The organism is Bacteroidota bacterium, from assembly GCA_016718825.1.
In the GTDB taxonomy this organism is placed as follows: Bacteria; Bacteroidota; Bacteroidia; order J057; family JADKCL01; genus JADKCL01.
This window is the reverse complement of sequence record JADKCL010000007.1, coordinates 39,635-52,363: the sequence shown is the minus strand read 5'-3', so window position 1 is coordinate 52,363 and position 12,729 is coordinate 39,635. Positions and strand designations below refer to the sequence as shown.

13 protein-coding genes are annotated in these 12,729 nt (G+C 53.3%); 5 read left to right on the top strand and 8 right to left on the bottom strand.

Annotated features, from left to right (window positions below; translation table 11 throughout):
• Nucleotides 1-200 precede the first annotated feature (200 nt).
• The gene (locus tag IPN95_09785; GenBank protein MBK9449694.1) at nt 201-998 is read right to left on the bottom strand and encodes an SDR family oxidoreductase; all 798 of its coding nucleotides are present in this window, start codon (nt 996-998) and stop codon (nt 201-203) included.
• 255 nt (nt 999-1,253) lie between these two features.
• Between IPN95_09785 and IPN95_09780 the strand changes: the two genes are divergently transcribed.
• Complete coding sequence (locus tag IPN95_09780; GenBank protein MBK9449693.1) at nt 1,254-1,601, top strand: helix-turn-helix transcriptional regulator; 348 nt, start codon at nt 1,254-1,256, stop codon at nt 1,599-1,601.
• Nucleotides 1,598-2,230, top strand: a complete 633-nt coding sequence (locus IPN95_09775) for a hypothetical protein (GenBank protein ID MBK9449692.1) — start codon at nt 1,598-1,600, stop codon at nt 2,228-2,230. The genes IPN95_09780 and IPN95_09775 overlap by 4 nt, the downstream gene beginning before the upstream one ends.
• Before the next feature lie 286 nt (nt 2,231-2,516).
• On the opposite strand, the gene nadC is transcribed toward IPN95_09775, so the two are convergent.
• Together nadC and IPN95_09765 are read right to left on the bottom strand one after the other, a co-directional pair.
• Nucleotides 2,517-3,392: a carboxylating nicotinate-nucleotide diphosphorylase gene (gene nadC / locus IPN95_09770; GenBank protein ID MBK9449691.1), complete on the bottom strand. Its 876-nt coding sequence runs from the start codon at nt 3,390-3,392 to the stop codon at nt 2,517-2,519.
• Nucleotides 3,388-3,672, bottom strand: a complete 285-nt coding sequence (locus tag IPN95_09765) for a hypothetical protein (GenBank protein MBK9449690.1) — start codon at nt 3,670-3,672, stop codon at nt 3,388-3,390. Before IPN95_09765 ends, nadC begins: the two co-directional genes overlap by 5 nt.
• 131 nt (nt 3,673-3,803) lie before the next feature.
• On the opposite strand from IPN95_09765, the gene IPN95_09760 reads away from it, so the two are divergent.
• The 3 genes from IPN95_09760 to IPN95_09750 are packed head-to-tail and all read left to right on the top strand — an operon-like array spanning nt 3,804 to nt 5,069.
• Nucleotides 3,804-4,187, top strand: coding sequence for a hypothetical protein (locus tag IPN95_09760; protein MBK9449689.1), 384 nt, complete (start codon nt 3,804-3,806; stop codon nt 4,185-4,187).
• Entirely contained in the window at nt 4,166-4,852 is a 687-nt protein-coding gene (locus IPN95_09755; GenBank protein MBK9449688.1) for a hypothetical protein, read from the top strand. The genes IPN95_09760 and IPN95_09755 overlap by 22 nt, the downstream gene beginning before the upstream one ends.
• Nucleotides 4,839-5,069, top strand: coding sequence for a hypothetical protein (locus IPN95_09750; GenBank protein MBK9449687.1), 231 nt, complete (start codon nt 4,839-4,841; stop codon nt 5,067-5,069). Before IPN95_09755 ends, IPN95_09750 begins: the two co-directional genes overlap by 14 nt.
• Before the next feature lie 79 nt (nt 5,070-5,148).
• On the opposite strand, the gene IPN95_09745 is transcribed toward IPN95_09750, so the two are convergent.
• From IPN95_09745 to IPN95_09725, 5 genes are all read right to left on the bottom strand, one after another.
• Nucleotides 5,149-5,844 carry a T9SS type A sorting domain-containing protein gene (locus IPN95_09745; GenBank protein ID MBK9449686.1) on the bottom strand — a complete coding sequence of 232 codons (696 nt, stop codon included), beginning with the start codon at nt 5,842-5,844 and terminating at the stop codon, nt 5,149-5,151.
• Nucleotides 5,838-6,824 carry a PKD domain-containing protein gene (locus IPN95_09740; GenBank protein MBK9449685.1) on the bottom strand — a complete coding sequence of 329 codons (987 nt, stop codon included), beginning with the start codon at nt 6,822-6,824 and terminating at the stop codon, nt 5,838-5,840. Before IPN95_09740 ends, IPN95_09745 begins: the two co-directional genes overlap by 7 nt.
• Nucleotides 6,799-7,740 carry a hypothetical protein gene (locus IPN95_09735; GenBank protein MBK9449684.1) on the bottom strand — a complete coding sequence of 314 codons (942 nt, stop codon included), beginning with the start codon at nt 7,738-7,740 and terminating at the stop codon, nt 6,799-6,801. The genes IPN95_09740 and IPN95_09735 overlap by 26 nt, the downstream gene beginning before the upstream one ends.
• Nucleotides 7,740-8,795, bottom strand: coding sequence for a hypothetical protein (locus IPN95_09730; GenBank protein ID MBK9449683.1), 1,056 nt, complete (start codon nt 8,793-8,795; stop codon nt 7,740-7,742). The genes IPN95_09735 and IPN95_09730 overlap by 1 nt, the downstream gene beginning before the upstream one ends.
• A gap of 326 nt (nt 8,796-9,121) precedes the next feature.
• Nucleotides 9,122-11,881, bottom strand: coding sequence for a hypothetical protein (locus IPN95_09725; GenBank protein ID MBK9449682.1), 2,760 nt, complete (start codon nt 11,879-11,881; stop codon nt 9,122-9,124).
• Between the last annotated feature and the right edge of the window lie 848 nt (nt 11,882-12,729).

Genomic DNA, 12,729 nt, shown 5'->3' with positions numbered 1-12,729 from the left:
GACCCTTTTTCAATGATGGAATACGCGTCCAAGGATTACACGATAATCGACAAATCCTCCTATATATATAAGGTGTAGTTTCCCGTTGGCGCATTTATCTTGGCCAATGGTCGAATCGGCATGGAAATCGGAAAATTCCATCCTCGGGGCAAGTTCGAAAATCGACCTACCGCTTCCGAAATGTCCAATCCCGGAAAATCCTATCGAATCAAAGCACCGCCATCGACGACAAACGATGAACCTACGCAATAGGATCCTGCTGCACTCGCCAAAAACAGCGCCATGTTGGCGATTTCTTCGGGTTCACCCATGCGTTTGAGCGGCAAGGTGGCCAAAAATCCAGCAGTGACCGCCTTGGCAGTCTCGGCATCCATCGTCCCCGCCCCCATCATGCTTGCAACGCCCGGGGTGGCAATTCCGCCCGGTGCGATGGAATTGACCAAAATACCGAACTGCGCGAGTTCACGGGCCATCGACTTGGTCAGCATTTCGAGTCCGCCCTTGCTGGCATCGTAGTGGCTCAAATTTCCGGTCGGATGGTAGGCATCGATGCTGGAAATATTGATGATGCGCCCGCCTTCGCCCTGCTGAATCATCTGTTTGGCGGCCGCTTGGGCAAGGAATGCAGCGCCTTTCAGGTTGATGTTGATGGTCGCATCCCACATTTCGGGGGTAAGGTCGACGAAGGATTGAAATCGGAAAATGCCGGCATTGTTCACGAGAATGTCCAATCTTCCAAAGGCGTCCACGGCAAATTTCACGACCGCTGCTGCATCATCGATCGTTGCGGCATCGTCCACAATGACGCGGGCGGAACCGCCTAGTTTCTCAATGAGTGCTTGTGTTTCGGCCGCAGCTTTTGGGTCGATGTCTGCAATGGCGACATGGGCACCAGCTTCTGCCAATCGAATCGCGATCGCTTGACCGATCCCTTTGGCGCCGCCCGTCACGATGGCGACTTTACCTTTGAGAGAGAAAATTTCCTGAATCGTTTTCATAGTGAGATGATTTGGGTGCAAAATTAAATTGGTCAGGACTTGCATCTCCTGACATTCGAAAATCCAAAAGATGACTTTTGGCAGCTTTTCTGACAGCCCAATGAAAACAGTGCCTACAATGTACTTGATTCAAAACGGGTTGGTATCGTCCTGAATCAGTCGCAATTTCTTTTTAACCTTTCAGGAGGGGTTTACAAGAAAAAAAAAATCATACCTGCTATTGCAATGCATCGATACCCGATGTATCATTGCACTATGTATTCAAAAGAACTTCTCAGAGGCACGCTCAACACCTTGATTTTGCAGGTGCTGAAGCAACACGGCCGCATGTACGGTTATGAAATCGCGCAGAAGGTCAAGGAACTTTCCGAAGAACGCATTCTGCTCAAGGAAGGTTCGCTGTATCCCATCTTGCACAAGCTCGAGGCCGACGGCCACGTGACCGTGCAAGACGAACATATCGGCAAGCGCTTGCGCCGGTATTATGCCCTCACCGAAACCGGCAAAACAGAGGCGGCGAGCCAAGTCTCCGAACTTGTTGCCTTTTTTGCCACCGTTCGACGTTTCATTGATCCCCTACCTGATTTAGCCTTTTCAATATGATCACACTCACCGATCAACAACTGGAATTCCTGGAGCAGGAAATTCAGCAGCGGGGGATTTCGCATCCCGGACTTGGAGATCAATTGCTGGACCATTTCGCTTGTGGGATCGAGGATGCGATGGAGGCCGGATTGGGCTTCCACGAAGCTTACCATAAGGTCTATATGCAAGTGAGCCCCAACGGATTGGAAGAAATCGACCACTCCATGACCCTTGTAATTCTTCACCAAAAATATTCTCTTATGAAAAAGTTTGTGTTTTCAATGGGTTTCAGTTCCGCGTTTTTATTCGGCGTGGGCTACATTTTCAAAAACATGCATTGGCCGTGGGCCAACATCATGATTATGGGAGGTGCGCTCGTGTTTACGTTTGCCTTTTTGCCGATGTATTTCCGGTTGAAATACAATGCTGACAAAGCCATGGGGCGTTCCAAGCCGGTGCTCAATTATGTTTTTAGTTTGTTGTTGGTCATGGTATTGGCAGCTGTGATGCCCTACAAGCAGTTCAATATGCCTGGCTCGAGTGAGGTGTTCGTTATTGGGCAGTCGTTGCTGGCATTTGTATTGTTCCCGAAAGTGTTTTTGGGGTGGTACCGGAAGTTTAATGAGTCGGCTGGGGCGGTGGCGTGATCTCCAATTCTCGGCTGACGGTTGTTTCTTCATTTGGCAGCCGGAGGCGCTTGCATGCTGGACAAGACGGTGAATGCAGCGTCGGCGATTCTCTTCTTTTGGTAGCCGGAGGCTGGAATGCAGCGTCAATGTTTCTCTTCTTTTGGCAGCCGGAGGCTCCACCATGCGGGACACTGGAAATGCAATGTCAGCGATTCTCTTCTTTTAGCAGCCGGAGGCTGGAATGCAGCATCAGCGTTGCGGCCGGAGGCCGCCGCTTCTAATGGGAGGCCACCGCTTCCCCCCTTCACTTCACCGCCTTCAGCGAAATATCCAAGCTCTTGACGCTATGCGTGAGCGCACCCATGCTCAGGTAGTCCACGCCTGACAGCGCCTTTTCGCGGATATTTTCCAACACAATATTGCCGGAGGCTTCGGTCTCGTACTTCCCGCCGATCAGGGCGACGGCTTCCTTCATGAGTTCCGGGCTCATGTTGTCGAGCATGATGCGGTGGATGCCGCCCGTGCGAAGCACTTCCCTGACTTCGTCCAAATTACGGGTCTCGACTTCGATTTTGAGGTCGAGGCCTTTGGCTTTGAGGTATTCGTGGGTGCGGTGGATGGCCGCCGCAATTCCGCCGGCATAATCATGGTGATTGTCCTTGATCATGATCATGTCATAGAGTCCGAATCTATGATTCTCTCCGCCGCCGATTTTCACGGCCCATTTTTCAAGGTGGCGAATGAGCGGCGTGGTCTTGCGCGTGTCAAGCAATTTGGTGTGGAGACCGGCCAATTGCGCATTCATGGTATGCGTGATCGTCGCAATGCCGCTCATGCGCTGCATGCAGTTCAGGGCAAGGCGCTCGCCGGTGAGGATCGCCTGCGTACGGCCTTCGATGTAAAAAGGAACATCACCGTACTTGACGGGACTGCCGTCGGGGATCATCAACTCGAATTTCATTTCCGGATCGAGACGCTTGAAGATCCTTTCGGCTAAAGCGACGCCGGCGATGATGCCCTCGTCCTTCACAAGGCAACGCGCCCGCTGCACGGCTTCGGCGGGAATACATGCCAAAGTAGTGTGGTCGCCTTCGTGGACGTCTTCTTGCAATGCGCACCGGCAATGATGCGGTCGGTTTCGGGGTGGTTGAGAAAATCCATGTGCAAATGAATCATTAATCGTGAACAATTAATAGCGAAAAATGCAGCTGACTGCTCAGATTTGGATTTCTGCCTTGGAATCGTGAAACTTGAACCAATGAAAGCCTCGTTAGGCGTGGAAAGGCTGGCTTGCGTCTATGAAAAAAGTATTGGTATGGTGCAATCAAGATAGAAATACCTTCGCCTTGTTGCTCACTTTGCTGTTGATCGACCGGATCGTCTTGCTCTCCACTTTCAATTTCAAATTCGTAGGGAGTGATGACCTGATCTTTTGGCAAGGAGCTACAGACTACCTCCATGGCCAATTTCACGAGCCGTATTTCTACGGGCAGAACTACAATTTCATGTTGGAATCGCTATTTGCGGTTCCTTTGCTGCTCCTTCGTATTCCCACTTCTATGCATTGCCGATTAGCTCCACCTTTTTGGCCATGTTCCCGTTTGTATATTTCTCTCGAAAACTCTTCAAAAACGGCTTCAAAGTTGAAGGAATGGTGTTTCTGGTCATTCCAGTTTTGCTGCCGATCGAATATGGGATTTTGACGTCCATCACGCGGGGCTTCATTAGCGGCTTGTTTTTTTGCAGCTTCCTCGCTCCGGCGTTGATGCATCCTTCCAAAAAGTCGGGATGGCTGCTTGCCGCTTTTTCGTTTGCCTTGGGGTATATTTTCAATCCGAATTCGCTGGTTTTTTCATTGCCCGTCATGCTGTATTTGCTGACGCTGAACTATCGGCAGATTTCGTTTTATGCGATCAACCTCCTTGCGATCATGCCGGTGCTGTTGCTGGAGTTTTGGGCCAAATCCTTCGTGTGAGCCACCCCGAGCACATTGTCCATCGGATGTGGGAGATCCAATTCGATTTCGGCAAAATCTTCGAAAACTTCTCGAGCCTTGACAAATTCTTCGGCTACTTCACCCCCTTGATTTGGCCATTGGGATGGCTGATTTTGGTGGTCATTCTTTTGCTGGGGATCTATCAATTGAAGCGGGATTGGCGCAAAGGGCTTTCCTTGGTCTTCGGCATTGTGTTCATTGTTATCACATTGGGAATCAACAAGGTCAATGACAATATCGATACCATTTTCCTCTCCTCCACACGGATGTTTTTGGGGATTCCACTGTTGAGTGGGCTGGCTTTTTTCTGGAACCGCGACTTGCTGAAAGTCAGTGACAAGTACCTGAAATTCGGAATGGTTGCCATGGTCGTGACCGTGGTCTTTTCCAAGTCGAGCTTTTCCGAAATGGTGGTCAATCAGCATGTCAACAAAGCCGTTGCCGGTGGCGCGATGCCCGTCAAAAGAAAAACGGCATCTGGAGCAAGACTGTGCCAAGTTGGCGGAACTTGCTTCGAAGGAAAAAATCGATCTGATCGTTTTCGTACCCAATTGGGAACACAACGTCCCCAATATGGAATTTTACAATTATGGTTGTCCGCTGGTACAGGAAGCTTTTCCCAAGACCATCATGAATGTCTATGAACGCCGGACTTGGGTCTATCTTGCAGAGAGATCTACGGTCGAAAGCAACGTTTTGCTTTACAATTTCGCGTTGGATTCGATACAAATCGATTCCTTCACGAATGCGCGCACAGTCTCAACCAATCCGAACCTGACTTTGATATCAGGCAACAAATTGCCCTTGGATTCCCTACTGAAACAGCTTTCGCTTGGACTCAAGCGCCATTCGTATGAGTAATCGCCCCATCCGGAACGCTTAGGATCGTCGCAAACAAATGATTCATTTCAACTGAGACCTAGCGCATGGTGAACATCCATCATGGCTGCTTCACCACCTTCGCGGTGCGCATTTTTCCTTGGTAGCTCAGGCGGATGAAGTAGATGCCGGGCTTCAGGGATTGCACCTGTTCGCGGAGGGGCAGGAGCTCCGTCGTGGAGGCTGCAAGCGTTTCGCGGTGGATTTGGCGTCCTGAAGGATCGAAAATTCCCAATTCACCACCCGCAGGAAAGACCTCCCCAAAGCGGATGTACAAGGCATCCGTGAATGGATTAGGGAAGACATCGATCATGGCAAAGGCATCGGTAGCGGAACGCTGCAATTCGACGGTATTGGAAAATTGGGCACTGCCATCGAGGTCAAACTGACGGTACCGATAGAAAATGCGCTCGCCGGCAGGTTGCTGATCCACAAAAGCATACGCATGGTTCACGGCCGAATTTCCTTGTGCCGGCACAGAACCAATGGCAATGAAGTTGATGCCGTCGGTGGAGCGCTCGAGCTCAAACCTTGCACTGTTCATTTCCTGATAGGTTTCCCAAGTCAACGCCACGTCATTGCCCGACCAAATCCCCTTGAGTGGGCTCCCCTGTACGTCGAGTCCGCTGGGTGCATTGACAGGACCCAGAATTTCGAAGTCATCCACCATAAAACCGTCTGCAGCATACCCTAGAGGGCTGGAGCCAGCCGCGACCGACAAGACAAATCTGAAGCAGACGTTTGCCTGGCCTACCAAGGCGGGCACACACCGACCGTGAGATTGTAGGTACAAAGCGTATTGTTGCTCGTGATCGTCCAACCATAGCGGTCGGCGAATACGGAGGCATCGACAGGGCATCCCGTCGCAGGACCGCGATTGTACCAGTTGGTGGATGCAGGGTCGGCATTGACACCCAACCTGGTCCAGGTATCTCCTTTGTCCGTTGAATACTGTACCTGCGCGGCAAAGGGAGCATTGCAGGACACGATTTCCATGCTACGTCGGAAGCGCAGCGTATAGGCCGAAGCCGAGGAGGTGAAGTTGTAGCTTGGGGTCTGCAAAACGCAGGCATAATCTCCCGCCGTCAGGTCAGCATCCAAATCCGTCTTCCAGACATTGGTGGGCGAATTGACGGTGACAAGGAAATTGGCAGGGACACCCCGCTCCCATTTGTTGACGCCCCCGCGGATGGATTGCGAACCAAAGTCATCGGGGTTGATTTCGAAGGTACTGCCATCTGAAGCGACCACATAGGGCGTTTGACGGTCGGGCAGGATGTGAATGAATTGGTTTTTGGTCACGCTCGATGCGCCGCCATTGATCGTCAGGCTCACGTTGTATTTACCCGCGGTCGCGTACACGTGTGACGGGTGCTGCGCGGTGGAGGTAAATCCGTCCCCAAAGTTCCAGAGCCAGGAAGTGGCGCGGTAGCTTTGGTCGGTAAACTGCACGCTTTTGGTGGTGTAGGTGAGCTGCTTGTCGGAGGTAAAGAGGGCGGTCGGTGTGGTGAATGCATCCGTCGAATAGAGGCCACGGCCATGCGTCGCGGCGATCACAAAATCATCCGACTGCCGCATTTGGAGCATGTCGGTGCGCACGTTGGCCAAGCCGGTGTTGGAGGGGCCCCAAACAGTGGCACCGCCATTCAAATTGTCGGTTGTCCAGACGCCAAGTTCGGTGGCAATCATCGCTTGATCGCTGTTGTTGGGATTAAACAGCGCCCAACGGATGGGCATGTCGGGCAGGTTGCCTTCGACAGAGGTCCAAGAAGTACCGCCATTGAGCGATTCCCCAGACGCTGTTGACGCCAAAGTTGCTGTATGTCACCAAAAGGTGATTGTCATTTCCGGTCTCCACTTCGATACAAGAGACAGATGCTCCTGCCGGCAAGCCCGTGCTGATATTGGTGCCGGCAGGAACTGCATTAGCATTGATGCAACTGACCACACGGCCATTGTCGATGCCAAAGAAAACGCGGTTGGCGGTATTCGGAGAAACTGTAACTGCATTCACAGAGCCCCCACCAAAGGCCGCTACTCCTACCCCGGTAAATGTGGCACCGGTCTGCGGATCGCTCCAACGGAGGTATTGACCCGCATTGTGCCCGGAATACAGGATATTGGCCGTATTGTCGTAATCGGATGGATTGATGAATTGTCCGGTGCCGCCAGCGGTCACATTCGTCCAAGAGGAGCCGGAATTGGTCGACACAAAGAAGTCGTTGAAGATGTATTGCGTCCACTGAAATTGCGGTTGATCCTGGTCAATGTGGCAGAATGCGCCGTCACCGCCGGTGACTTCGGTGGTCGTATTGATGCCAGCGGCAGTAAACTGATGGCTGCCATTGTCCTGCGCACCGGCGAGGTAATAGTCGGTAAATGCGGTCGGGTGGATCGCGCAGGAATAAAATTGCGTCACGTTGTAGTCATTGCCCTTGAAGTCGATGGTGGGCGTAGCTGCATTGGCGTTCGCTGTGCGGTAGATGCCGCCGTCGTTGCCAAAGTAGCAGATCGTCGAACTGCCGGGCTGATAATAAATGATATGTTGGTCGGCATGGGTGTATTGGAAGCCAAAGCCGCCATACCAATGCGCGATCTGCGTCCAGGTTCCTGCGCCGTCGGTGGATTTGAACAGGTCGATTCCACCCACCATCAATGCATCGCTAAAGTTGTACCGGCATTCGTCGTGCGCAAGATGCCGTTCACGACGGTTCCATTCTCGACGACCGCATAGACATAGTTGGCGTCATTGGGAGCGCAAGCCAATTCGACGCGACCTGCTGTAATGCCAAGTGTTTGCGCTGCGCCAAAGGTGACTCCCGCATTGGTGCTTTTGTGGACGGAGCCGTTGATGGAGGCATAAACATCACCATTGGCGGCGATTTCGACGTCGTAGCCAAAATTACTCGCTGCCCCGGTGATGCCAAGACCCGTCCCGAGGACTTTGGTCCAGGTAGTGCCGCCATTGCTGGAGCGTTGCAAGCCACCGGTAGCTGTCGCGGCCAACACGATGCCGGTCGAATTGACGGCGATGCGTTGGATAAAATCAAATGTCGCGCCCGTGGTGGCTGCAAGTTGCGTCCAAGTGGTGCCGCCATTGGTGGTTTTCCAGATGCCGTCACCGCGTACGGCGTCGAGGTTGGAGTAGCCTTCGCCGGTCCCGAAATACATCACTTGTGGATTGGAAGGGTCTGCGGCGAGGCTGGTGATGGCCAAGTTCGTGAAGAAATCGTCCACGACGGTCCAAGTGGGATTGGTCGCATTCATGTTGGTGGTCTTCCACAATCCGCCGGATACGCCTGCAGAGAAGACGGTGTTTCCTGTGACGTCGTTGGGATCCACGAGGATGGCGCGTGTGCGACCGGCGACGTTGTCGGGGCCGCGTTCGGTCCAATTGACGCCAGCGATGGCGGCCTCGGTCTTGCCTGTGGCTTGAAGGCTATTCATGTAGGTATAGGCAGCACGAAGCCGTTCCATGGGAACGGTATTGGTCTTGGGGTCGCGCATTTGCTTGAATTCCTGGGCGTAGCGGGCACGGATTTGCCGCAATTTTTCTTCTTTTCCACCCTCCTTTTCTTCGGATTCGCCCTCGAAAACACCCCCGGATCTCGCTAGAAAGGGGGCGTCGGATTTTTTGGTCAAGGGGATGAAAAACAAGCCAGCAACAAAAGCAAAGGATACTATACCGATGAGAAGATTCCGATTCATAGGACGAAAATAGGAAATCAGTGGATTTTAACAAAGTGCGTGGCGGGCTTCGGATGGAAGTGTCGGGAACGGACAATTTGGGTAGGTGTTGCGGGGTTGGGTATCCAAGACATGTATCCCCGCCCCCGGTTTAACCGCTAACAAAGCCCTGCCCCCGTTGAACCGCAAAGTCGCAAAGGTCCGCGAAGGTCGCAAAGACACCAAGCTTCGAGTTGTGGTTTTGACATCCTTACCACGGGCTTTCGCGCAGAAGCGCCTACCCGCCTCCGGTAGATGCCGTCCCTCAATTGCGTTTGCGACGCCTGCCTCCTTCAAAAATTCGGCTACTACCGCACTTGCAGGCGAAGGCCTTCCCTCCCTGCGTCGAGCCAATAGAGGCCCTGCGCCCAACCGGTTACGCTGACTTTGAGGGGTTGGCCCGCCAAGGCTTGGCCTGACCATATTGTGCGTCCACAGAGGTCCACTACGCGGAGTTGGGTATCTTCGGTCAAGCCCGTGATCCAAAAAGCCTCTGTCGTGGGGTTGGGATACAGGTGAATCGTTTCGCTGGTTTGCACGGGGGCTACCCCGACTGCACAGGCGGGTATGACATCCACCATCGTAACCCGGGCTGCGTTGGTGATCACGGGCGGATTGTAGTCGAAATAGATGGCTGCTCGATTTGCGATGATCGTACCACTCGGCAGGCTGGGCCGCGGCATTACCCGAAAGAGGGCGTACCCGTGGCTTGCCGGTTCGTTGGAGGTGCTGTCTGGCAGGTGGATGTCGTGAAATGTGAGGGCGAGCACCTGATCCTCGACGAAGGAGGCCACCACGGTATGGCTACTGCCTAGCAAGGTAAAACTCTGCGGGTTCAGGGTGAGCGGCAGTGTGTCCAGAATTTCGACTTCCAAGGCCTCTGCATTGCCGGTGTTCTGGAATTGAACGGTATAGGTGAGGGGTGTGCCGGACAAAACGTAGTGTTCCGTGCATTCGCCGGGAGGATAGACATCGATGCGGTTGGGGTCCAGGGAATTCTGCACCGGGAAGCTGTAATCTTCGCGGAGATTGTCCATGGGGGAGTCGTCACCGGCAGTAGGCGTGATCACCAAGGGTAGGTGGATGGTGTCGCCGATGTTTGCGGTGATGGCGGTCTGAAGGCTCAGTTGAATGACGAAATGGCCGCTGTCAAGGTTCATTGCGGCGAAACTCCAACTCAAGGTATCGGGGGCAATGAGGGTGGCCGCAGGATTCGCCGCCACGAGGGTCGTGAAGGGCGAAAGCTTGAGTTTCACCTGTCCTGAGATGGGTGCGCAGCCTGCATTGAATGCATCAAGCGTGAGATTGGTCGTGACACCCGGCCTGAAGGCGGCAGCGACAAGGTTGATTTGCAAATCATAGCCATTCGTAGAGGGTCCGGGAATGAATACCTGCGCCGCATCCACACAATTTCTGCTGTCTTTGACCGTGACCGTGTAGAGTCCGGCCGACGCGACGGTGCAGATGCTGTCCAGGTCGGGTGGAATGGTGGACCAAGCGTAACTGTAGGGCGGAAGTCCGCCAGCGGCATGGGTGAAGGCCGTCCCTTGGTTGACGGTGCAATTGAGGCCCGCTACGCTGTCCAGTCGCATCCGCAGGTCGGTGCATGAATCTTGCCTCCATGCAAAGATGAAGCTTTCTCCATGCACGGGGGTATTGAGGACATACGTGGCGGTGGGAGATGGATCTGCATCGAATGCGTTTTCAAATCCGCCGACGCCAAAGACTTCACCTGCTGCATCCACCGTCAAATCCCCGAGCCCTTCCGACCCGCTGCCGGTCAAAATTCCTGCCCAGACAAAATCGCCGAGGGAATCCAGCTTCACTACCGCTGCGTCAAGGACGTTTGCCGGGGTGGGCAGGGTTGCCTGATAAATTCCGGGACCGGGATCCATGTCCATGGCCGAATAATACAGAACCTCCACATAGGCATTGCCGGCGGTGTCCGTAACGATGTTGCGGCCCATGTCGGGGTTGTTGCCTCCCATGCTCCTTGCCCATTCAAGTGCCCCCGTGGAAGACAACCGCGCGATCACAACATCGTCACTTGCGGGTGACGAAATGAATGTTGTCCCAGGGCCGGGATCCATGTCCATTGTGCCGTAAAATTGCCCGGTGACCAAAATGTCGCGGCTGGGCGTCACCGCGATCCCCATCAACATTACATCCCCGAAGGTGGTGTTGACGAATACACTGGCCCATTCGTAGGCACCTGCGTGGGAATACCGTGCTACAAGTCCACTTGCAGCGGTAGTAGATCCCACAAGCACAGTCGCCGGACCGGGGTCAACGTCCACAGGATCCATAAGCCTTGCACCAATCACGACACCGTTGGCATCTGTCGCGACGCAGAAGCCGAGTTCCTGTAACGGAGAACCCAGATGCGTATGCCAAACATAATTCAAGGAAGAATCGAAACGGGCCAAAAACACATCACCCGTACCGGAGTCGTGGAGTACAACCCCGGGAGACAAGGCCACCGAATCGATAAAATTGGCGACGACATAGATTCCATTGACCCCATCCAAGGCCAATACCGAACCATTATCGTATTGCAAGCTGGGCTGGTCAATGCTGGTCCCGCCGAGGTAGCCGCCACTCGGGGAAATCCGCACGATGAAGATGCCCTGCGTGCTCACAGTGTGCAAGTCGGTCCCCGTCCCGATATCCAGATCCACGGTTCCGCTTATGGCTCCCACGACCACGATATTGCCCAAGGGGTCCACCTCCACCGATCGCGCATGCGCCTGACCCGTGGTCGTTTGGATCGCGGCCCCCCATAAGAAGGACCCGCTTGCAGTCAATGCTTGGATGTAGGCATTGCTGCCCGTCGCGGAGCCCGTAACCACGAATGTGCCCGGACCTGGATCCAAGTCCGTGCTGGTCATAAAGTTGCCCACGGTGATCACTTCGCCTTGTGCCCCGATGGCCACCGCAAGTGCTCCTGCCCCACCGGAAGTCGTCGATTGTGCCGCCCAGTCAAATCTTTGCGCAAACAGGGGAACCCGAAGGAGGGCAATCGTCCAGAAACCAACAAGGCAAAGCAGGTAAAAGCGCTTTTGAATCATTGAAAACAAGGTAGATGCGTGGCCGGTCCACAGTGACCAAGGTAGAATTTTCCTTGTTGCTTTGCAAGGTGCAAGTGGGAATTGCGGACGGGGTGTGGCAGGGTGTAGGTGTTGCTATATTTTCCGATTTTAAAGATTGAGGCTAATTCTTGAAACTGGTCAATTGATTTCAGGGACGGACACTCCTTGGTGGAATAATCAGCTCTGCGCTTGGCTCTGAGGCTTGCGAAGCGATTCATGACGGCACTTCATCCCCATGTCAGGAAGTTTCGCCAAATTTGACTTCGCCGATAGATCATTCGACGCTCTTAAAGGTATCGCAGAATCTCACGAACCCTGATCGTCCAATCCTTAATTATCAACAGCGAGGACAAAGCGACTTCCTGGTCTATACCTCCTTCCACGAAGGAATTATCGGGTATGACTTGCACTGGAGTTTCGAAGAATGGACGAAAATTGCGTCATCCATTCTCTCGGAGTTTTTCGGTGAATCCAAACTCCCCTTTTGGTGCTTCCAGATTTGCCAGAAAAGGAAGCCCTTTGGTCTGAATTCGCGTTTAGAGGTCGGAACTTCTCAAGGACATTCTACCTCATGGTGCGTTTCCCACCAAAAGGCGGGGGTATGGTTTGTTTTTGTACCTGTTGCAAGCCCTTCTTTCTGGAAGGAGCTTTTCGTTTCTCCTGAGTTCCTAACTGACAGCGTACTCATGACCGATCTCTTGAGCGCTGATTTGGAACAGATCAGGGCAATGTATCAGCGATTCTGTGGAAGTCAAACGCTGGAATCGATAGCTATTGGCAATTGGGCGATTCTATTTGAGACGGTTACGGCTTGCAGCTACGTAGGA

Excerpts from the sequence above, each read along its gene's own strand:
- IPN95_09785 (MBK9449694.1), bottom strand. The coding sequence starts at position 998 with ATGAAAACGATTCAGGAAATTTTCTCTCTCAAAGGTAAAGTCGCCATC.
- IPN95_09780 (MBK9449693.1), top strand. The coding sequence starts at position 1,254 with ATGTATTCAAAAGAACTTCTCAGAGGCACGCTCAACACCTTGATTTTG.
- IPN95_09775 (MBK9449692.1), top strand. The coding sequence starts at position 1,598 with ATGATCACACTCACCGATCAACAACTGGAATTCCTGGAGCAGGAAATT.
- IPN95_09765 (MBK9449690.1), bottom strand. The coding sequence starts at position 3,672 with ATGGAGGTAGTCTGTAGCTCCTTGCCAAAAGATCAGGTCATCACTCCC.
- IPN95_09760 (MBK9449689.1), top strand. The coding sequence starts at position 3,804 with ATGTTCCCGTTTGTATATTTCTCTCGAAAACTCTTCAAAAACGGCTTC.
- IPN95_09750 (MBK9449687.1), top strand. The coding sequence starts at position 4,839 with ATGAATGTCTATGAACGCCGGACTTGGGTCTATCTTGCAGAGAGATCT.
- IPN95_09740 (MBK9449685.1), bottom strand. The coding sequence starts at position 6,824 with ATGCCCATCCGTTGGGCGCTGTTTAATCCCAACAACAGCGATCAAGCG.
- IPN95_09735 (MBK9449684.1), bottom strand. The coding sequence starts at position 7,740 with ATGGTGGGTGGAATCGACCTGTTCAAATCCACCGACGGCGCAGGAACC.
- IPN95_09730 (MBK9449683.1), bottom strand. The coding sequence starts at position 8,795 with ATGAATCGGAATCTTCTCATCGGTATAGTATCCTTTGCTTTTGTTGCT.
- IPN95_09725 (MBK9449682.1), bottom strand. The coding sequence starts at position 11,881 with ATGATTCAAAAGCGCTTTTACCTGCTTTGCCTTGTTGGTTTCTGGACG.